Genomic DNA, 18,626 nt, shown 5'->3' with positions numbered 1-18,626 from the left:
GCCACCGCTAGCCTGTAGGTGTCCACCACTGACGTCACGTCGGAGTGGTCCGCGCACGAAATCTGCCCTCGCACCACACCCGTTAGTGACAAAGCAGTCATCCGCTCCAGCGTCGCGCTACGCTCTCCGCCGCCGGGCATAACGCCTTCTGAAAAGTGCGTAGCTATTCTAAATATATCGGATCGTCATTCCGCCATTTTTAATGATGGACCATGAAAACTAGATAGGCATTCTAACTGTACCGCGCCGCCTTTTCTTCGCAATATAGGGCAACCTGCACGCGCAAACCACGCCTTCCCATGCAGACCGATCCGCGGCACACGAAGTGCGGAGTGGGGTGGATGAATGCTTTGTCACTGACGGGAGTGGTGCGAGTGCACGTTTCGTGCGCGGACCTCTCTGGTTTCGTGTCAGTGATGGACACCTACGAGCTAGCGGTGTGAAGCCCGTTTTCTTTTCTTACTTTCTTTGCGGCGGCGACCCGAAGGTAGTTCCTGTGGGACAAAGAAAGTAAGTGCCGCCCCCGCACAGGGGCAAAGCTAATAGACCGATAAGAATGCAAGGAAAGGCCAAAGCAGCAAGAACAACGACAAGCGCCGCGCAGGCAAAAACAACTACTCCTCGAGAGCAACTGCGACAACCCGAACCCGTTCCCTCTGCACAGCCTCTTTGATAAGCTCAGACCGATCCCCAAACCCCTTAGCGATAGCCCCAGCATCAACACCCCGCGCAGCAACAAGAGCAACTCTAAGCCGCTCAGCCTGAGGATAAGCCCGGGCCTCAAACCCAAGCCGCCCGCGGGCATCCGATTCACATGCCTGCAAAGCCTCAGCAAACCGCCCAGGTTTCCGAATCGCATCACACCGCTCGAGCAGCCGCACAACCCCAGCGGCACCCGTCTCCATCACACGATGAATATTCCCATGCTCCCGAGCAACCAGAAGAGCCAGATCCCGACACTCATTCGGCACCCTCAACCGCTCACACAACGGCTTGAGCAAATCGACACTCCGCCCTTCATGCCCAATATGCCGCGGCAAAACATCCTCAGGCGTGGTCGCCTTCCCCAGATCATGCGTCAACGCAGCAAACCGCACCGCCAACGCATACCCCTGCGCCGCAGCGTGATCCACCACCATCATCACATGCACCCCCGTATCCACCTCGGGGTGGTAGTCCGCCCGCTGCGGCACGCCATACAACGCGTCGATCTCCGGCAATATCCGCGCAAGCGCCCCGCATTCGCGCAACACCTCAAACATCCGCGACGGCCGTCTCTCCATCAAACCGCGTGACACCTCCTGCCACACCCGCTCGGCCACCAACGCGTCCACCTCGCCCGCTTCCACCATCTTGCGCATCAGTGCCATCGTTTCCGGCGCCACCGTGAAATCGGTGAAACGCGCCGCAAATCGCGCCACCCGCAAAATCCGCACGGGGTCTTCCAGAAATGCATCGCTCACATGACGAAAGACACGCGCCCGCAAATCAGTCTGGCCGTTGAACGGGTCGATCACCGGTCCGGTCAGCACGCCGTCCGGGCGCACTTCGCGCGCCATCGCGTTGATCGTCAGGTCGCGCCGCGCCAGATCCTCTTCGAGTGTCACGTCCGGTGCATAGAAAAACTGGAAGCCGTGGTAGCCGGCCGCCGTCTTGCGCTCAGTTCGCGCAAGCGCGTATTCCTCGTGCGTCTGCGGATGCAGGAACACCGGGAAGTCCTTGCCGACCGGACGGTAGCCCTGCGACACCATCTGCTCCGGCGTCGCGCCCACCACCACATAATCGCGGTCCTGGACCGGCACGCCCAGCAACTCGTCGCGAATCGCACCGCCTACTGCGTAGATATTCATTCGGGTATTTCGTAGACAGAGATCACGTGGGTCTCGCGCTGCGCATCGTCAATCCATGCGCGCACCGCAGGCTGTTCCGTCACGCGCCGTGCGTAGGCCGCCGCGGTGTCGGACAGCACAGGCTGCCATGTGTTGAAGCGCATCACGACCGGCGCGTACATTGCATCCGCAATGCCGAACTCGCCAAATAGAAACGGGCCGCCATGACGCTCGATACATCCGCTCCAGATCGCGTCGATGCGCGCGATATCGGCCAGCGCGCCTGGTGTCGCGCCCTTGCCCGCAAACGACGCGCGAATGTTCATCCACATGTTCGAACGCATATCGCCAAAACCCGAATGCATCTCGGCGCTGATGCTGCGCGCCTCGGCACGCTGCGCCGGATCGCGCGGCCACATCGCGTGCTGCGGGAAGCGTTCGGCCAGCGTCTCGGCAATCGCCAGCGAGTCCCACACCGACGCACCATCGTCGCCAATCAGACAAGGCATTCTGCCCGACGGCGAATGCGCAAGGATCGCGGCCCGCGTGCCGGCTTCATACATCTCGACACACAACTCCTCGAACGGAATGCCGAAGTGCTTCATCAGCACCCACGGACGCATCGACCACGAGGAATAGTTCTTGTCACCGATCAGAAGTTTCATGCTTCAGGTAAAGGAATAAAGAAACGTTTTAACGTCCCGCACTCGCGCGGAATGTATTGAAGCGTGAGCGCAAGGACGCGTCCGTCAGATACACGGGCGCAATCGTCTCGATGGCGGCCGGCTCGATCCCCAGTTCCGGCGCGAGCGGGCCGCTCAGCACGCTCGGCAGCTTCATCGAATCGAGATTGTCGCGTGAGATCAGCGGCTTGCCCGGTGCGATTTCAAAGCTCAATGCCTGCAGCCGCGCCAGCGCGTTCGGCAGCCGGATGATCCGCGCATGACGGCCGATCACATCGCCGCAATACTGCACCAGTTGTTCCAGCGTATAGACGCTCGGGCCACCCAATTCGTAGGTCCGCCCGCTAGCGGCATCGAGGTCGAGCACGTTGACGATCGCCTTCGCGACGTCGCCGACAAACACCGGCTGGAATTGCGCATCCGGCGACGCCAGCGGAATCACGGGAAACACGCGCTGCAGGAACGCGAACTGATTCAGAAACGTATCCTCCGGACCGAACACCACAGAGGGCCGGAAAATCGTCGTCGCCAGCTTCGACGCGTGCACGGCCTTTTCGCCGTCACCCTTGGAGCGCAGGTACATGCTCGGCCCGTTCGGGTCGGCGCCTAGCGCGCTGACATGAATCAGCCGGTGCGCGCCCTTGCCTTCGCAGGCGGCCACGATTCGGGTCGGCAGCTCGACGTGCATCCTGGCGAACTCGGGGCCGTACGGTGTGCCGCGTCCGCCGTGCAATGTGCCGACCAGGTTGATCACCGCATCGGCGCCTTCCAGAAAACGAGCAAGCTGCACCGGATCGAACACATCGGTTTCGATTACGTCAACGGGCAACAGAGTGAGGTGACGCGCGTTATAGCGTCGACGGGTGGCAATGCGCACGTCTTTGCCGAGCTCGACGAGCGCGTTGACGAGATGGCTGCCGATAAAACCGGAGCCGCCGATGATCGCAATGGCTTGATGTCGCATTTCCGACTCCCTGGTGGAAGCCGCGGCAACGGCTGGAGTGAGGCGCCGCCGCGGAGCGTGCAGCGGCGCGACGCTTACGGCGCGATATAACCCAAACGCGCCTTCAGCGATTGCGGACGGCCTTCGAACAGTGCCGCGTAATAGACCGTATTGGACAGCACATTCTTGACGTAGTCGCGGGTCTCGGTGAACGGAATCGTCTCCGCGAAGATCGCGCCTTCGACCGGATGCGATAGCCCTTCCCGCCACGCCTTCGGACGACCCGGCCCGGCGTTGTAGCCGGCGGTGGCGAGCACGGCGGAAGCGTCAAACTGATTGTAGATCATCGAAAGATAGTTGGTACCGAGCAGGATGTTCGTGTCGATATCGTTCATCTGTTCACGCGAGATCGGACCGAGACCGATCTTCTTCGCCACCAGTTGCGCGGTGCCCGGCATCAACTGCATCAGGCCGCTCGCACCAACCTCGGAGCGTGCATTCATGATGAAGCGCGATTCCTGACGGATCAGACCATACGCCCACTCGACATCGAGACCATTCGACTGCGAATCGCGCTCGACGATATCGCGGAACGGCGACAGGTAACGCAGCGAGAAATCGTGTTCGGTCTTGGTGCGATCCGCGGTGTTGACAGTGCGGTCATACAGCTCGATGCGGCGCGCGTATTCCGCAACGGCAAGCAGTTGCCGGTCGGACATGGTGCGCAGCGGCCAGTTCCATTCGCGGTTGCCTTCGAGGCGCAGATTGAGCTGGTAGAAGCGCTGCGCAAGCGCGAGGCCCGGCGTATTCGCCGCTTGCTGCACTTCGCCGTCGGTCACCGCGGTCTTCGGCGGCACTGTGATCTTCTGGCCCAGTTCTTCCAGTGCGAGTTGCCCGTAGAAGTTATAGCCCGACGAGATCGTTGCGAATTCCTGGTTGGCCTGGTCTGTCTGACCCGCCTCCTTCAGCGCACGGGCATGCCAGTACACCCACGACGGCTGGCTGCGCAGCGCAGCGGGCATCTGTTCGATCGACCAGCGCACCATCGTCCAGTCGCCCGACAGCAGCGCGCTGCGGGTGCGCCACTCGTACGCCGGATTCGACAGGAGCGGCGCGTTGGCCGACAACCGGTACCAGTCCACCGCCGTCGACATCTGCTTGGCGGCAGCCTCATAGGCAATCGTGCCCCAGCCGATCGCACGCTCCGGCGAACTCAGCGACGGCGCCACCGACGCGAAGGTCGCCGCGGCCATGGCCGGGTCGTTACGCGCCATCCGCGTGATGGCCAGCAAGGCCAGTTGATGCGATTGCGGATCAGACCCGACGCCGCGCGCCAGCAGCAGCGGCGGCGCACTCGACGCCTGGTCGAACAGCGCAGGATCGGGGCGCTGGTTGCCAAGCGCGTCGACCAGTTTGTTGCCGGTGTTGGGGTAGTTCTGTTCGTAAGCGAGGCGGATCTGCTGCCAGACGTCGTCGGCACTGAACTGCTGGTTCGTGGCGAGCGCCGTCACCAGGTCAACGCAGCCGTCGCCGTACCACTTCGGGTCGACGAGCAGCGCGCGCGCCGCGTCCGCCACGTTCTCACCGCGCGCCGCGCGCGACTCGAGCGCGTAGCACTTGACCTGCGTGTCGTCGTTCAGCACGAAGCGCGCGTATTGCTGATCGAAATTATTCCAGTCGTGACGCGAACCGAGCACCACCAGATAGTCGTTGCGCAGACGGTCGGCAATCGCCTGGCCGTCGTACTTCTGCAGGAACGACAGCACCTCGGTGTCCGGCGCATTGAGACTCGGATGCCCGCTCGAATCGAACAGTTGCGGCTTGAGCTGGAAGTACTCCACATAGCCCGGCGCCGGATAGTCCGGAATCATTGCCGCCAGTTGCGCCGCGCGCGCAGCATCGTTATTGCGCGCCGCTTCGCGCAGCTGCACGAAAATCTGGTCGTCGTTGGAGAGTTGCGAAACCGGTACAGGCTTGACCGCGGAGGCAGTGCTGCACGCGACGAGTGCCGCCGCGGCCAGCGCAAGACCGACCGCGCGATATACTCGAAAGAGGCGTTTTGACATCGTTGTTTCTGGAGCGCGAATTGAGCCCAAGCATAGCACGCAACCCCCTGCCCGAATCGAAAAACGCGCTCCGTAAAATGTTGCTGAAAACACGGCTGGATGCGGCCCTCGAGCCTTCTGCCCAGGAGGCGTTGAGCCGCCGCATGCTCGACACATTGAAACGCCATGAACCCGCTTGTGTCGGCTTTTATTGGCCGCTGCCGGGCGAGTTCGACGCACGTGCGGCGATCGCCATCTGGCTCGCGCTCGGCGCGCACCGTCAAGCGAGCCTGCCCGTCGTCACGAACCGCGGCGAGGCGCTGCAGTTCCGGGCATGGGCGCCGGACACGCCGATGAAAGTGGGTCATCACCGGATCCCCGAGCCCGCCACCGAGGTCGTCGTCACGCCCGATCTGCTGTTCGTGCCGTGCGTCGGCTTTGACATCGAAGGCTACCGGCTCGGCTACGGCGGCGGCTACTACGATCGCACGCTGGCGGCATGGCCCGGCGCAACGCGGCCGGTCACGGTCGGCATAGCCTGCGAAGCCTGCCGCACGGACGCGCTGCAGCACGAGGCCCACGACATCCCGCTGGACCTGATCATCACCGAAGCGGCCTGCTATCCGCAGCAGCAGCCCAACCCGGCTCCGTGAAAGTTAGCAAACCGCCTAAAGCTTAAAGCCGGTTAAAGATCGCTAAAACCGACCGACGCTGACCGAACCTCACAGCGAAGCCGCCGCCCGCGCCGCCGTGTCGTAAAGGCCGGAGGCGTTGCGCATCAACTGCGCGGCCTCGCCGATCTGCTCATTGGTCAAACCGCTCTCCCTGAGCGTGGCGATCAGGCAGCTTTCGCGCACCTCGCGGTACTTCATGCAGAGGGCGCGCCCGGATTCGGTCGCCGAGAAGAACACTTCCTTGCCGGTCTTTTCGCTTTTTACATACCCTCTAGCTACCAGCTTCTTCAATGCGTAGGTGGCAACATGGGTATCTTCGATGTTCAGCACGAAGCAGATGTCAGCGAGTTTCTTGCGCCGCTCGCGATGGCTCACGTGATGCAGCAGCGACACCTCGATGGCGGTCATATCCTTTTCTCCCGCCGCCGACATGCAGCGCACCATCCAGCGGTTGAACGCGTTGCTCGCCATGATGAGCCCGTACTCCAGCTCGGACAACTCCGCGCTCGATTCAGACACGAGGTGTTCCGAGGAGACGATTTTGGTCGGTTGACGCGACATGACGGGTGCTCTCGATACATAAAAGGAAGTGCTCGAAGTGTACGACGAGCGCCTCTTCATGGGTGCCTGGCACAAACGCTTATTGATAAATTGTCGACATCTTATTGATAATGTAGTCTAGTTGTCATGGTTGGTGCTTCTGGTGCCGTTATCCAGTCATGGGCGGTGCGCTTTCACCGTTCCTACCGATTCCAATGTTGCAAGGCTTCCGCTCCAACCCGAATGAATCCGCAATGACGCAACCACGAATCTTCCAGTTCGGCGACGCCGCGCTAGTCTGCGAGGCCCACGCTCCCGCGACGCTCGATTGCCAGCAGCGCGTCTGGGCGGTGGCCGAGGCCGCACGCGGCTGGCCGCACGTGCTCGAGGTGGTGCCTGGCATGAACAATCTGACCATCATGTTCGATCCGCTGGAAGCAGACCGCGCCGCGCTCACCAGGATGCTGGAAACGGCTTGGGACACCCCGGGTGAGGCGCCTTCCGCCGGCCGCGAGGTCGAAATTCCGGTGCAGTACGGCGGCGAATTCGGCCCTGACCTGCAGGCGGTGGCGAGCCACACCGGGCTGTCGGCCAAAGAGGTGGTCGAGCGTCATACCGCTGGCAAATACGTGGTGTTCTTCCTCGGCTTCCAGCCCGGCTTCGCCTATATGGGCGGTCTCGAGAAAGCGCTGCACACGCCGCGCCGCTCGTCGCCGCGGGTTGAGGTGCCGGCGGGATCCGTGGGAATCGGCGGCGAGCAGACCGGCATCTATCCGGCTACATCGCCTGGCGGCTGGCAACTGATCGGCCGCACCTCCGTGCCCTTGTTCGATCCGGCGCGCTCGCCGCCTACCCTGCTGCAACCGGGCGACCGGGTGCGCTTCACCGTGGCGGGGATCGCAGCATGATCGACGTGATTCGCGCTGGTCTTCTGACCACGGTTCAGGATCTTGGACGGCATGGCTACCGGCATCTCGGCGTGGCCATGGGCGGCGCGCTCGACCGGCTCGCACTCGAGGTGGGCAACCGCCTCGTCGGCAACCGGCCCGACGCTGCGGGGCTCGAGGTCACCTTTGGACCGACCGTGCTACGCTTTCCGCGTGCCACCCGGGTCGCGATCACCGGGACTGAATTCGGCGCCACGCTCGACGGCAAGCCCGTCTATTCATGGTGGAGCCTGCCGGTGCAAGCCGGTCAGGAGCTGACGTTGCAGGCGGCTAAGCGTGGCATGCGCGGCTACGTCTGCATCGCCGGCGGTATCGACGTGCTGCCGATGCTCGGCTCGCGCAGCACCGACCTCGCTGGTCATTTCGGCGGCCTCGGTGGCCGCGCGCTACGCGACGGCGACCGACTGCCAGTCGGCGTGCCATCGTCACGCGCAGGCGCGAGCTTTAGCCCGCAAGCCCCCGAATTCGGTGTAAAGGCGCCCACCTGGTGCAAGTTCGTACTGGTCCATGAACCTTTGCGACGCGGCCGGCATCCATCTGGTGTGGCGTGGGCAGCACCGATTCGCGTGCTGCATGGACCCGAGTACGATCACTTTCCTGCCAGCGCTCACGAGGCGTTCTGGTCGGACGAATGGCTCGTGACGCCCAATAGCAATCGCATGGGCTACCGGCTTTCCGGCACCGAACTCAAGCGCACGCACAAAGCCGATCTGCTGTCGCATGCCGTGATGCCGGGGACGATCCAGGTGCCGCCGAACGGCCAGCCAATCGTGTTACTGAGCGATGCGCAGACCACCGGCGGTTACCCGAAGATCGGCGCGGTCATTCAGGCCGATCTGTGGAAGCTCGCGCAGGTGCGCCTGAACAGCGCGATCCGTTTCATCCCGACGACGCCTCAAGAGGCGCGTCACGCTTTACTCGAAGAACGGGCGTATCTGCGGCAGATCGATGCCGCGATCGCGATGCATGAGGACCGCTGCGCACGCCAGCCGGCGCTGGCAGTGTCGTAAGACCAAGTAGAGGAAATTATGGAAATCGATTTGAATGCCGATCTCGGCGAGGGCTGCGGCTCCGATGAGGCGCTGCTCGACCTCGTCAGTTCGGCCAATATTGCGTGCGGTTGGCACGCGGGCGGCGCCAATGCGATGCATGACTGCGTTCGGTGGGCCGTCAAGAAAGGCGTGTCGATTGGCGCGCATCCGAGCTTCAACGATCCGGAGAACTTCGGCCGCAAGGAGATGGACCTGCCCGCCAACGAGATTTATGCGGGCGTGCTGTACCAGCTCGGCGCGCTCTCGGCGATCGCTCAGGCTGAAGGCGGAAGGATCGCGCACGTCAAACCGCACGGCGCACTCTACAACCAGGCCGCGCGCGACCCGAAGATCGCCGATGCAATCGCCTCGGCTGTGCACGATTTCGATCCGTCCGTGGCGGTGTTCGCGCTTGCCAATAGCGGCCTCGTGACCGCCGCTCGTGAAGCAGGCCTCGTCGCCATCGAAGAAGTGTTCGCCGACCGCGGCTATCGCGCCGATGGCTCGCTCGTGCCGCGCAAGGAACCGGGCGCGCTGCTCGACGACGAAGAGGAAGTGCTCGAACGCACCCTCGCGATGGTGCGCGAGCAACGCGTGCAGGCCGTGGATGGCCATTGGGTGCCGCTCAATGTGCAGACCATCTGTCTGCACGGCGACGGTCCGCACGCCTTGGCGTTTGCACGCCGCATCCGCGGCGCGCTCGAAAGCGCCGGCATCGAAGTTCACGCGGCCAACGCCGTACGCGCCTGAGTCGCAGCGGCTCACGCGAGGGCCACTAAAGAGCACGTAACGCCCCGCCTCGCGCGGGGCGTTTGCCAGGTGCAGTACCCAAAGCAGTAAATGACAGCAGCAAGTGACGCCGCCAGCCAGAGCGGCGCACAGCAAGACGGCGCAGGGGATATGCAAGCGCCTCCCCACGTTAGCCGCGATCAGCGGCAAGGTTAGCAACCCCGTTTGGAGATCCTGATGCAGACAGCAGTCAACTTATGGCCGCTTATTGGCGTGGCCGTGATCATTGTCGGTTTTGTGTTGCGCTTTAATCCGATGCTGATCGTGGCCGTCGCCGCTATCGTCACCGCGCTGGCCGCGCACTTTCCACCCGAGAAAATCCTTGCCGCCATCGGCACGGGCTTTATCAAGACCCGCAATATCCCCGTGATCCTGCTGTTGCCGCTGGCGGTGATCGGCCTGCTCGAACGGCACGGCCTGCGCGAACGGGCGCAAACGTGGATCGCGGGCATCCGCGCGGCCACTGCCGGACGCCTGCTGATCGTCTATCTGCTGGTGCGCGAACTGACGGCGGCCGTCGGCCTGACTGGCCTCGGCGGTCATCCGCAGATGGTGCGTCCGCTGATCGCGCCGATGACCGAGGGCGCCGCCGAAACCCGCTACGGCAAGCTCACCGACGCGGTGCGCTACCGCCTGCGCGCGTTCGCGGCCGCCACCGACAACGTCGGCCTGTTTTTCGGCGAAGACGTTTTCGTTGCATTCGGTGCGATCGTGTTGATGACCACCTTCCTGCGTGAGGCCGGTATCGAAGTCGCGCCGATGCACGTCGCGGTGTGGGGCATCCCCACCGCCATCTGCGCGTTCCTGATTCACGGCTTCCGGCTGTATCTGCTCGATCGCAGCCTTGAGCGTGAACTGGGCGGCAACGCCGCATCGAACGCCGCTGCGCAAACTCCGTCTGCGAAAGGAGACGAGGCATGACGCTCACCATCAACTATCTGTTCTGGCTGGTAGGGATCGTGCTGCTGATCGTCGGCGGCATGATCCTCACCGACAAGGAACACCCGCGCCGTCTTAGCAGCGGTGGTTTCTGGATTCTGTACGCTCTGATTTTTCTGATTGGCGACCTGATACCGCCTTCGATCGTCGGCGTGCTGGTGATCGTGATGGCGCTGGTCGCCGGGTTCGGCGGCGTGACGGCGGCCAGACCCAAGGTGCTGTCGCCCGAGGCCCGTCAGGCCAGTGCCGCGCGCCTGGGCAACAAGCTGTTTATTCCCGCACTGACGATTCCGGTCGTCACGGTCGTGATCACCCTGGCGGCAAGCTATCTGATCTTCGACGGCAAGCCCCTTATCGACCCGAAGAACGTCACGCTGATCGGCTTCGGCCTCGGTTGCGTAATCGCCCTCGCGGTAGCGTGCGTGATGACGCGCGACACGGTCGGCCAGTCGATGAAGGAAACACGCCGCCTCGTCGATGCGCTCTCGTGGGCCGCGGTCTTGCCGCAGATGCTGGGCATGCTCGGCCTCGTGTTCTCCGACGCGGGCGTCGGCAAGGCCGTCGCACACGTGACGACCGCCTATATCAACCTGGACTACCGGTTTGTCGCGGTGGCCGTGTACTGCATCGGCATGGCGGTATTCACGATGGTGATGGGCAACGGCTTCGCCGCGTTCCCGGTGATGACCGGCGGAGTGGGCGTGCCGATTCTGGTCGGCGTGTTCCACGGCAACCCGGCGGTGATGGTGGCGATCGGCATGTTCTCGGGCTACTGCGGCACGCTGATGACGCCGATGGCCGCGAACTTCAACATGGTGCCGGTCGCGCTGCTCGAACTGCCGGACAAGAACGCGGTGATCAAGGTGCAGGTGCCCACGGCATTGTCGCTGCTGGTGGTGAATATCCTGCTGCTGAACTACATGATGTTTCTGTAGGACTCGCCCCGCCCGCGGCAAACACGCCCGCGGCGAAGTGACCTCGCAAGCGACCTGACGCGGCTATTTTGCGATAGCAAGATGCCGCGCGAACCCACGCCGCCGCGCCTTATGGCGGCAAATTAGGATGCGTCTGATCGAACCGGAAAGGCTTGAGACATAAGCTGGTCGATGTTCTCCCATCAACCGGCCGGCGCGCGCAACACGCGAGCGCCGACGCTCTCAGGCAGGTTCTCATGGAACAGCATCTTCATCGCGGTGACGCTCGCCCCGAAGCGGCCGCACCAACCTACATCGACGCGCTGCTTGCAACCGCACTCGCAGCCCATCAGGCAGGCGAGCTCGATCAGGCTGCGCCGCTCTACCGGGAAGCGCTGACAATCAATCCGGTGCACGCCGAAGCGCTGCATTACTTCGGCGTCCTGCATCATCAACGGCGCGACCACGCAGCGGCGGCCGCGCTGCTGGATCAGGCGCTTGAAATCGAGCCTGCTAACACCGCGTGCTGGAGCAACCGCGGTCTCGTCGCTGCTGCGCTTGGCCAGCCGGACGAAGCGCAACGGTGCTACTGGCGGGCGCTGCAACTGCAGCCGGGCTTCGCCGACGCACGTAACAACCTCGGTGTCACGCTGCAGGCGCAAGGCGAGCTCGAAGGAGCCGTGCGACAGTATCGACAAGCCGTGGCGCTTAATCCATCGCTGGTGGACGCTCACTTGAATCTCGGCACGGCGCTCACCAAACTCGAGCACTATGACGAGGCGCTCGCGTGCTACGACCAGGCACTCACGCTCGATCCGCATTCGGCCGACGCTCACTTCAATGCCGGCAACGCACTCACCGCGAAAGGCGACAGCACGGCAGCGATTGCGCGCTTTCGCCGCGCGATCGAATTGAATCCGGGCTTCGCGCAAGCACACGTTAATCTGGGCAGCGCGACCGGCAAGCTGGGAAACTACGCCGAAGCCGAGCAGCAGTACCGCTATGCCGTGGCGCTCAAACCGAACCCGACCAACCTGGTGTGTCTGGGCGGCTCACTCGGTGCGCAGGGACGCCTTGACGAAGAGGAAGTGTTTTATCGCCGGGCACTCGAAATCGATCCCAGCTACGTCGACGCTCATCAAAATCTCGCGTGGCTGCTGCTCAAACGTGGCGACTACGTAGAGGGTTGGGCGGAGTACGCGAAACGTTGGCGCTCGCAGGACTATGCGGCGATCGCGGTGGATGGCGTGCCGGAATGGCAAGGTGAACCGCTCGACGGCCGCAGCGTGCTGCTGGTCGGCGACCAGGGCTTCGGCGATCAGTTGCAGTTTTTGCGCTTCGCGCGCGTGCTTGAAGAGCTTGGCGCCACGGTCGATGTCTGCGTGCGTGAACCGCTCGTGCCGCTTGCTGAGCGTGTGCCGGGAGTCCATCGCGCGTGGAGCGGCAAGGCCGAAGGGCGCTACGACTTCTGGGCGCCGCTGATGAGTGTGCCGTCGTGCGTCGGCACTGAGGTAGCGACAATTCCTGCAGAAGTGCCGTACGTCTTCGTCGATGAGGCGAAGATCGAAGCCTGGCGTGAGCGTGTGCAGGCGGTGGCTGGCTCGCGACGCAAGATCGGTCTGGTGTGGGCCGGCAGTCCGACGTTCGGCAACGATCGCTATCGGTCGATGCGTCTCGAAGATCTCGCGCCGCTCAGTGAACTGAAGGATATTGCGTGGTTCTCGTTGCAGAAGGGACCTGCTGAGGCGCAACTCGTCAGCGCAACGGAAGCATTCCAGCCGCACAATTTCGCCGCTGAGCTACGCGACTTCACGGAAACCGCCGCGCTGATCATGAACCTGGATCAGGTGATCGCGGTCGATACCGGCGTCGCGCATCTAACGGGCGCATTGGGCAAACAGGTGTGGGTATTGCTACCGGCGAACTCGGACTGGCGCTGGCTGCAAAACCGCAGCGACTCACCGTGGTATCCAGATGCACGCTTGTTCAGGCAAGCCGTGCTGGGAGATTGGACACCCGTGGTGGCGAGTATGGTTGAGGCGTTGCGTCAAGAACAACCGTAGTCATAGCAGCGCCGGAGAGCGCCCGAAACACGCCCCCTTCACCCCGGTTCCACCACAAACCCGTGCTGCCGCAACAACTGCAGCACGCCCTTCGGTCCTCCCAGATGCAACGCGCCGATCGCCACGAACACCGGCTTGTTCGGCCCGGCAATCAACAACATCCGCGCAACGAAGCGCCGGTTCCGCTCGTACACAATCTTGTTGTCGATCGAATCGGACACGCGCTTGTCGCGCGCCAGCACTTCCGACTTGGCCGCCTGCCACGCGGCAATCGCGTCCGCATCGCCCACTTGCCAGAGCCTATGTAACGTTTGCACATCGGCGAGGTTTCCGGCCGGCGTCTGCACCAGGTCCTGCGCCAGCATCTCGCGCTGCTGCGCGGACGACAGGCTCGTGAACGAGCGCATCTGCTCCCCGAGCGTCTCGAGGCCGACAATCTTGCCGCGCGTGCGCAGATAGACGTTCTGCAACTGCGCCTCGGTACCGTATTCGGTCTGCAGCCCCGCACTCAGGGAATCGTAGGTTTCGACCAGCAGCGAAGCGAGCCACGGGCGCATTCTCTTGATCTCATCGAGCGCCGCCGGATTGCCGCGCAAGCGGACTTCGAGCTTGTGCCATAGCGCTTGCGGCAAATACTTCGGCAGGCACGCGCTGCGGCACACGCCGTATTTCGACACGTCGTCCTGCGACACCAGCAGGTCGTCCGGCGACAGTTCCAGCGCCAGCGTCGGGGAAGCGGCCAGCGCGGCCAGAATCGGCGGCCGGAACGGCTTGCCCGGCGGGTAGTCGGCCGGATCGCCCACATGCAGCGTGCCGAGCAAATAGATGGTGGTCGAGCCGCGTGTGGCGACGTAGAACGGCATGCGCGCCGGTTGCGCGCGCACCGCGCCGCCGGTCGTCGTACGGGATGCAGGTGGAGCATTGAAACCGGGCAGGCTCGCACGCGGCTGACCCGGCGAAGCAGGGGCCGCGGGGACCGGCAGGTTCGGCCGCCCGTTTTGCGCCGGGGAAGTCGCAGCCGCGCCCGCAGCAGATGCCGTGGCGGCCGGCCACGCAGAAACGAGTGAGACGCCGGCGAGCGTGGCACAAGCCAGCAGCCATGCTCGCCAGCGACGCGCGAAAACGGCGCGACGGCCGCCTTCACGCAGGCGGCGCGCAGGACGACGCGCCGCCAACGTTTCAGGCATCCACGTCCCCCACCTCCTCGGCCCGGTGACACGACACCTGACGCCCATCCACTTCGCGCAGCTTCGGCTCCTCGCTGCGACAACGATCGATCGCATACGGGCAGCGTTGATGGAACGTGCAACCCGAGGGCGGATTGAGCGGCGACGGCATCTCACCTTGCAGCTTGATCTTGATCGTGCGATCCGCCTCGAAGATCGACGGCGTCGCCGACATCAGCGCCCGCGTGTACGGATGGCGCGGATTCGTAAAGATGCGTTTCTTGTCGCCCAGTTCGACCACGCCGCCGAAGTACATCACCATCACATCGTCGGCGATATGCTCCACCACCGAGAGGTTGTGCGAGATGAACACATAGCTGGTCTTGAACTGCTCCTGCAAATCCATGAACAGATTGAGAATCTGCGCCTGGATCGACACATCGAGCGCGGACACCGGTTCATCGGCCACGACGATCTGCGGATCGAGAATCATCGCGCGCGCAATCGCAACGCGCTGACGCTGGCCGCCCGAGAACATATGCGGATAGCGTTTGGCGTGCTCCGGCCGCAGGCCCACGGTGCGCATCATCTGCGCGATACGCTCGGCACGGTCGCTCGCGCTCAGCTGCGTATTGATGGCGAGCGGCTCGCCGAGCGTCTGCTCAACGGTCTTGCGCGGATTCAACGACGCAAACGGATTCTGGAACACCATCTGCACACGCCGACGCAGCGCCGCGACCTTCGCGTGGTCAGCGCCCGCGACGTCTTCACCGTCGATCATCAGACGGCCGGCCGTCGGCCCTTCGATCATCGTGAGCTGGCGCGCGAGCGTCGACTTGCCGCAACCGGATTCGCCGACTACCGCCAGCGTCTTGCCGCGGTCGAGGGAAAACGATACGCCATTCAACGCCTTCACCGTGCCACGGCCGAACATGCCGCGCTTCACCGAGTAATGCCGTGCCAGCTGATCGGCAACCAGCACGTGGTCGCCGCCTGCCTGACCCGCCGGGCGCCGCGTTTCGGGTACTGCATTCATCGTGCGCCTCCGTGAGTGTGGATGTTGGCATCGCCGGTGAGATTCAGCGGCTTGATACAGCGTACCCTGGTTACCTCCGTATGACCTTGCAACGGTCCAAGCGCCGGGCGCGCCTTCGTGCAATCGTCCACCACGTACTTGCAGCGCGGCGCGAACAGGCATCCCTTGGGCCGGTCGTCGCGCCCCGGCACCATCCCCGGCAACGCGGCCAGCCGCACTGCGCCGACATTGTGCTCGGGAATCGCCGCCAGCAGCGCTTCCGTGTACGGATGATGGGGCGCGGCGAAAATATCGGGTACCTTGTTGGTCTCGATCACCTCACCCGCGTACATCACCGCCACGCGCTGCGCGACTTCGGACACTACGGCCAGATCGTGCGAAATCAGCACGAGCGCCATGCCGCGTTCCTTCTGCAGCTTCACCAGCAGTTCCATGATCTGCGCCTGGATCGTCACGTCGAGCGCGGTGGTCGGCTCGTCGGCGATCAGCAGTTTCGGATTGCAGGCGACCGCCATCGCGATCATCACGCGCTGATTCATCCCGCCCGACATCTGGTGCGGAAACGAAGTGATGCGGTTTTTCGCATCGGGAATACCGACCTGGTCAAGCAGTTCGATTGCACGCTGATGCAGCGCAGCGCCACGCAAGCCTTCATGCAGTTTCAGCACTTCCTTGATCTGATAGCCGACGGTATAGCTCGGATTCAGACTGCTGAGGGCGTCCTGGAACACCATCGCGATGTCTTTGCCGATGACCTTGCGGCGCTCCTTCGGCGAGGCTTTCAGCAGGTCCTTGCCGTCGAAGCGGATCTCGTCGGCGCTGACCTTGCCCGGTGCGTCGATCAGGCCCATCAGCGCCATCATCGTCACGCTCTTGCCCGAACCGGATTCGCCCACTACGCCGACCACTTCGCCTGGCGCTACATCCAGGTTAATCCGGTCGACAGCCGGCAGGCCGTTGAAGTTCACCGCCAGGTTACGGATGGTCAGTAGATTACTCATATCACGCCATCCGTTTCAGTTTGGGGTCGAGCGCGTCGCGCAGGCCGTCGCCGAGCAGATTGATCGCCAGCACCGAGATCACGATGGCCAAGCCAGGCAAGGTGACGATCCACCACGCGTTATCGATGTAGTCCCGCGCCGACGCCAGCATCGCCCCCCACTCCGCCGCAGGCGGCTGCACGCCGAGGCCGAGAAAGCCGAGCGCGGCGGCGTCGAGAATCGCCGAGGAAAAGCCGAGTGTAGCCTGCACGATCAGCGGTGCAGTGCAGTTCGGCAGCACTTGCGAGAACATCAGCCGCAAGGTGCCGGCGCCCGCCACGCGCGAAGCCGTCACGTATTCCTTCTGCAACTCGCCAAGCGCAGACGCCCGCGTCAGCCGGACATAACCCGGCAACGCGACGATCGCGATAGCGAACATGGTATTGAGAAGCCCCGGACCGATGATCGCCACCACCGCCACCGCGAGCAACAGCGACGGCAGCGCGAGCAGCACGTCCATGATGCGCATGATCGGCGTATCGGCCCACTTCTCGAAGAACGCGGCGATCAACCCAAGCACGATGCCCGGGATCAGCGCCAGCACGACCGAGACGAAGCCGATCCAGAACGAAAGACGCGCGCCGTACATCAAGCGGGACAACATGTCGCGGCCCGCTTCGTCGGTGCCGAGGACGAACTTCCAGTTGCCGCCGTCGAGCCACGCGGGCGGGATCTTCACGTAGTCGCGGTATTGCTCGATCGGGCTGTGCGGCGCGATCAACGGCGCGAAGATTGCGACGAAGATCAGCACCAGCACGATGACACCGGCCGTCACTGCGCCGCGGTTGCGCGAAAAATTTGCCCAGAACTCGCGGGCGGCCAGCGCCCGGCCGCTCGGCGGGGTCACTGACTGGGGGACTGTGTTTTGTATGTCAGCCACGGTTTTACCTCGTATGGCGAATGCGCGGATTCAACACGCCGTACAACAGATCGACGATCAGATTCACGACGATCACGAGTGTGGCAATCAGGAGGATACCGCCCTGCACGACGGGATAGTCGCGCCGGCTGATCGCGTCGATCAGCCATTTGCCGATACCCGGCCAGGAGAACAGCGTCTCGGTCAGCACCGCGCCAGCGAGCAGCGTGCCGACCTGCAGGCCGATCACGGTCACCACCGGTATCAACGCATTGCGCAGCGCATGCACGACGATCACGCGACCAGGCGGCAAGCCCTTGGCGCGCGCGGTGCGGATGTAGTCCTCGCGCAGCACTTCGAGCATCGACGAGCGCGTCATCCGCGCAACGACCGCCAGGGGAATCGTGCCGAGCACAATAGCCGGCAGTATCAGATGGCTCAAGGCCGAGCGGAACGAGCCTTCGTCGGTGCCCGGCAGTAACGAATCGATCAACATGAAGCCCGTCACGTGCGGAATGTCGAACTCGACCGCGATGCGCCCCGACACCGGCGTCCAGCCGAGCTTCACCGAGAACAGCATGATCAGAATCAAACCCCACCAGAAGATCGGCATCGAATAGCCGGTCAACGCCGTACCCATCACACCGTGATCGACCGCCGTACCGCGCTTCAACGCCGCAAACACGCCCGCAGGCAGCCCGACGATCAGCGCAAACAGCATCGCGCAGACGGACAGTTCGACGGTGGCCGGAAAGCGCGCGAGGAACTCGTCCATTACGCTGGTGTTGGTGATGATCGACATCCCCAGATTGCCGTGCACCGCGCGTCCAAGATAGTGGATGTACTGCAGCACCAGCGGTTCGTCGAGCCCCAGGCGATGCATGGCGGCCGCGTGCATGGCCGGGTCGACACCGCGCTCGCCCATCATCACTTCGATGGGGTCGCCCGGTATCAGATGAATGAGCGCAAACGCAAGGATCGTGATGCCGATGAAAGTCGGAATCACCATGCCAATGCGGCGCAAAACGAAGCGGAACATGGTTCGTCCCTATGGTCTTGATGAACGGAAAAACACAACCGGCGACGAGGGCTTGTCACCCCGGTCGCCGGAACATTTCGACCAGTTTT

At 63.3% G+C, this 18,626-nt stretch carries 17 protein-coding genes; 7 read left to right on the top strand and 10 right to left on the bottom strand.

The features are described from left to right. Positions 1-614: 614 nt before the first annotated feature. From M0954_RS15760 to M0954_RS15745, 4 genes are all read right to left on the bottom strand, one after another. On the bottom strand, positions 615-1,850 hold the full coding sequence (locus M0954_RS15760; protein WP_297354178.1) for a multifunctional CCA addition/repair protein: 1,236 nt from the start codon (positions 1,848-1,850) through the stop codon (positions 615-617). After that, the gene (locus M0954_RS15755) at positions 1,847-2,494 is read right to left on the bottom strand and encodes a glutathione S-transferase family protein (protein WP_133892523.1); all 648 of its coding nucleotides are present in this window, start codon (positions 2,492-2,494) and stop codon (positions 1,847-1,849) included. Before M0954_RS15755 ends, M0954_RS15760 begins: the two co-directional genes overlap by 4 nt. 28 nt (positions 2,495-2,522) lie before the next feature. After that, positions 2,523-3,476, bottom strand: a complete 954-nt coding sequence (locus tag M0954_RS15750) for a complex I NDUFA9 subunit family protein (RefSeq protein ID WP_297354176.1) — start codon at positions 3,474-3,476, stop codon at positions 2,523-2,525. Positions 3,477-3,550: 74 nt separating this feature from the next. Then, the gene (locus M0954_RS15745; protein WP_297354174.1) at positions 3,551-5,521 is read right to left on the bottom strand and encodes a lytic transglycosylase domain-containing protein; all 1,971 of its coding nucleotides are present in this window, start codon (positions 5,519-5,521) and stop codon (positions 3,551-3,553) included. A gap of 8 nt (positions 5,522-5,529) precedes the next feature. Between M0954_RS15745 and M0954_RS15740 the strand changes: the two genes are divergently transcribed. Further along, positions 5,530-6,153: a 5-formyltetrahydrofolate cyclo-ligase gene (locus M0954_RS15740; RefSeq protein WP_297354180.1), complete on the top strand. Its 624-nt coding sequence runs from the start codon at positions 5,530-5,532 to the stop codon at positions 6,151-6,153. A gap of 69 nt (positions 6,154-6,222) precedes the next feature. Here M0954_RS15740 and M0954_RS15735 read toward each other — a convergent pair whose 3' ends face one another. Continuing rightward, positions 6,223-6,735, bottom strand: a complete 513-nt coding sequence (locus M0954_RS15735; protein ID WP_122152808.1) for a winged helix DNA-binding protein — start codon at positions 6,733-6,735, stop codon at positions 6,223-6,225. A gap of 233 nt (positions 6,736-6,968) precedes the next feature. Between M0954_RS15735 and pxpB the strand changes: the two genes are divergently transcribed. The 6 genes from pxpB (at position 6,969) to M0954_RS15705 (ending at position 13,397) form a co-directional block, all read left to right on the top strand. Further along, positions 6,969-7,622 (top strand): 5-oxoprolinase subunit PxpB, encoded by a 654-nt coding sequence (gene pxpB, locus M0954_RS15730; RefSeq protein WP_122152809.1) that lies wholly within the window; start codon positions 6,969-6,971, stop codon positions 7,620-7,622. Next, positions 7,619-8,671 (top strand): biotin-dependent carboxyltransferase family protein, encoded by a 1,053-nt coding sequence (locus M0954_RS15725; protein WP_122152810.1) that lies wholly within the window; start codon positions 7,619-7,621, stop codon positions 8,669-8,671. Before pxpB ends, M0954_RS15725 begins: the two co-directional genes overlap by 4 nt. Positions 8,672-8,689: 18 nt before the next feature. Further along, positions 8,690-9,442, top strand: a complete 753-nt coding sequence (gene pxpA / locus M0954_RS15720) for a 5-oxoprolinase subunit PxpA (RefSeq protein WP_122152811.1) — start codon at positions 8,690-8,692, stop codon at positions 9,440-9,442. A gap of 216 nt (positions 9,443-9,658) precedes the next feature. Then, positions 9,659-10,402 carry a DUF969 domain-containing protein gene (locus M0954_RS15715; protein WP_122152812.1) on the top strand — a complete coding sequence of 248 codons (744 nt, stop codon included), beginning with the start codon at positions 9,659-9,661 and terminating at the stop codon, positions 10,400-10,402. Continuing rightward, positions 10,399-11,355, top strand: a complete 957-nt coding sequence (locus M0954_RS15710) for a DUF979 domain-containing protein (protein ID WP_297354172.1) — start codon at positions 10,399-10,401, stop codon at positions 11,353-11,355. The genes M0954_RS15715 and M0954_RS15710 overlap by 4 nt, the downstream gene beginning before the upstream one ends. A 236-nt stretch (positions 11,356-11,591) precedes the next feature. Beyond that, positions 11,592-13,397: a tetratricopeptide repeat protein gene (locus M0954_RS15705; RefSeq protein ID WP_297354170.1), complete on the top strand. Its 1,806-nt coding sequence runs from the start codon at positions 11,592-11,594 to the stop codon at positions 13,395-13,397. Positions 13,398-13,435: 38 nt separating this feature from the next. Here the strand turns inward: M0954_RS15705 and M0954_RS15700 are convergent, their stop codons facing one another. Genes M0954_RS15700 through M0954_RS15680 form a run of 5 tightly spaced genes read right to left on the bottom strand, consistent with a single transcriptional unit; the run spans position 13,436 to position 18,537 of the window. Further along, positions 13,436-14,584, bottom strand: a complete 1,149-nt coding sequence (locus tag M0954_RS15700) for a TraB/GumN family protein (protein ID WP_122152815.1) — start codon at positions 14,582-14,584, stop codon at positions 13,436-13,438. Further along, a complete protein-coding gene (locus tag M0954_RS15695; RefSeq protein WP_123385038.1) occupies positions 14,577-15,599 on the bottom strand; it encodes a peptide ABC transporter ATP-binding protein in 1,023 nt (340 codons plus the stop codon). The genes M0954_RS15700 and M0954_RS15695 overlap by 8 nt, the downstream gene beginning before the upstream one ends. Further along, complete coding sequence (locus M0954_RS15690) at positions 15,596-16,600, bottom strand: ABC transporter ATP-binding protein (protein WP_122152817.1); 1,005 nt, start codon at positions 16,598-16,600, stop codon at positions 15,596-15,598. The genes M0954_RS15695 and M0954_RS15690 overlap by 4 nt, the downstream gene beginning before the upstream one ends. Position 16,601: 1 nt before the next feature. After that, a complete protein-coding gene (locus M0954_RS15685) occupies positions 16,602-17,519 on the bottom strand; it encodes an ABC transporter permease subunit (RefSeq protein ID WP_122152818.1) in 918 nt (305 codons plus the stop codon). Between the two features lie 4 nt (positions 17,520-17,523). Next, a complete protein-coding gene (locus M0954_RS15680; RefSeq protein ID WP_133892530.1) occupies positions 17,524-18,537 on the bottom strand; it encodes an ABC transporter permease subunit in 1,014 nt (337 codons plus the stop codon). Positions 18,538-18,626 lie beyond the last annotated feature (89 nt).

The organism is Paraburkholderia sp. (assembly GCF_026225065.1).
GTDB lineage: Bacteria > Pseudomonadota > Gammaproteobacteria > Burkholderiales > Burkholderiaceae > Paraburkholderia.
Note: the sequence above shows the minus strand (reverse complement) of the source record. Positions and strands in the feature narration are given on the sequence as shown.

Coding starts and splice junctions, on each gene's coding strand:
- M0954_RS15760 (WP_297354178.1), bottom strand. CDS start 1,850: ATGAATATCTACGCAGTAGGCGGTGCGATTCGCGACGAGTTGCTGGGC.
- M0954_RS15755 (WP_133892523.1), bottom strand. CDS start 2,494: ATGAAACTTCTGATCGGTGACAAGAACTATTCCTCGTGGTCGATGCGT.
- M0954_RS15750 (WP_297354176.1), bottom strand. CDS start 3,476: ATGCGACATCAAGCCATTGCGATCATCGGCGGCTCCGGTTTTATCGGC.
- M0954_RS15745 (WP_297354174.1), bottom strand. CDS start 5,521: ATGTCAAAACGCCTCTTTCGAGTATATCGCGCGGTCGGTCTTGCGCTG.
- M0954_RS15735 (WP_122152808.1), bottom strand. CDS start 6,735: ATGTCGCGTCAACCGACCAAAATCGTCTCCTCGGAACACCTCGTGTCT.
- pxpB (WP_122152809.1), top strand. CDS start 6,969: ATGACGCAACCACGAATCTTCCAGTTCGGCGACGCCGCGCTAGTCTGC.
- M0954_RS15725 (WP_122152810.1), top strand. CDS start 7,619: ATGATCGACGTGATTCGCGCTGGTCTTCTGACCACGGTTCAGGATCTT.
- pxpA (WP_122152811.1), top strand. CDS start 8,690: ATGGAAATCGATTTGAATGCCGATCTCGGCGAGGGCTGCGGCTCCGAT.
- M0954_RS15715 (WP_122152812.1), top strand. CDS start 9,659: ATGCAGACAGCAGTCAACTTATGGCCGCTTATTGGCGTGGCCGTGATC.
- M0954_RS15710 (WP_297354172.1), top strand. CDS start 10,399: ATGACGCTCACCATCAACTATCTGTTCTGGCTGGTAGGGATCGTGCTG.
- M0954_RS15705 (WP_297354170.1), top strand. CDS start 11,592: ATGGAACAGCATCTTCATCGCGGTGACGCTCGCCCCGAAGCGGCCGCA.
- M0954_RS15700 (WP_122152815.1), bottom strand. CDS start 14,584: ATGCCTGAAACGTTGGCGGCGCGTCGTCCTGCGCGCCGCCTGCGTGAA.
- M0954_RS15695 (WP_123385038.1), bottom strand. CDS start 15,599: ATGAATGCAGTACCCGAAACGCGGCGCCCGGCGGGTCAGGCAGGCGGC.
- M0954_RS15690 (WP_122152817.1), bottom strand. CDS start 16,600: ATGAGTAATCTACTGACCATCCGTAACCTGGCGGTGAACTTCAACGGC.
- M0954_RS15680 (WP_133892530.1), bottom strand. CDS start 18,537: ATGTTCCGCTTCGTTTTGCGCCGCATTGGCATGGTGATTCCGACTTTC.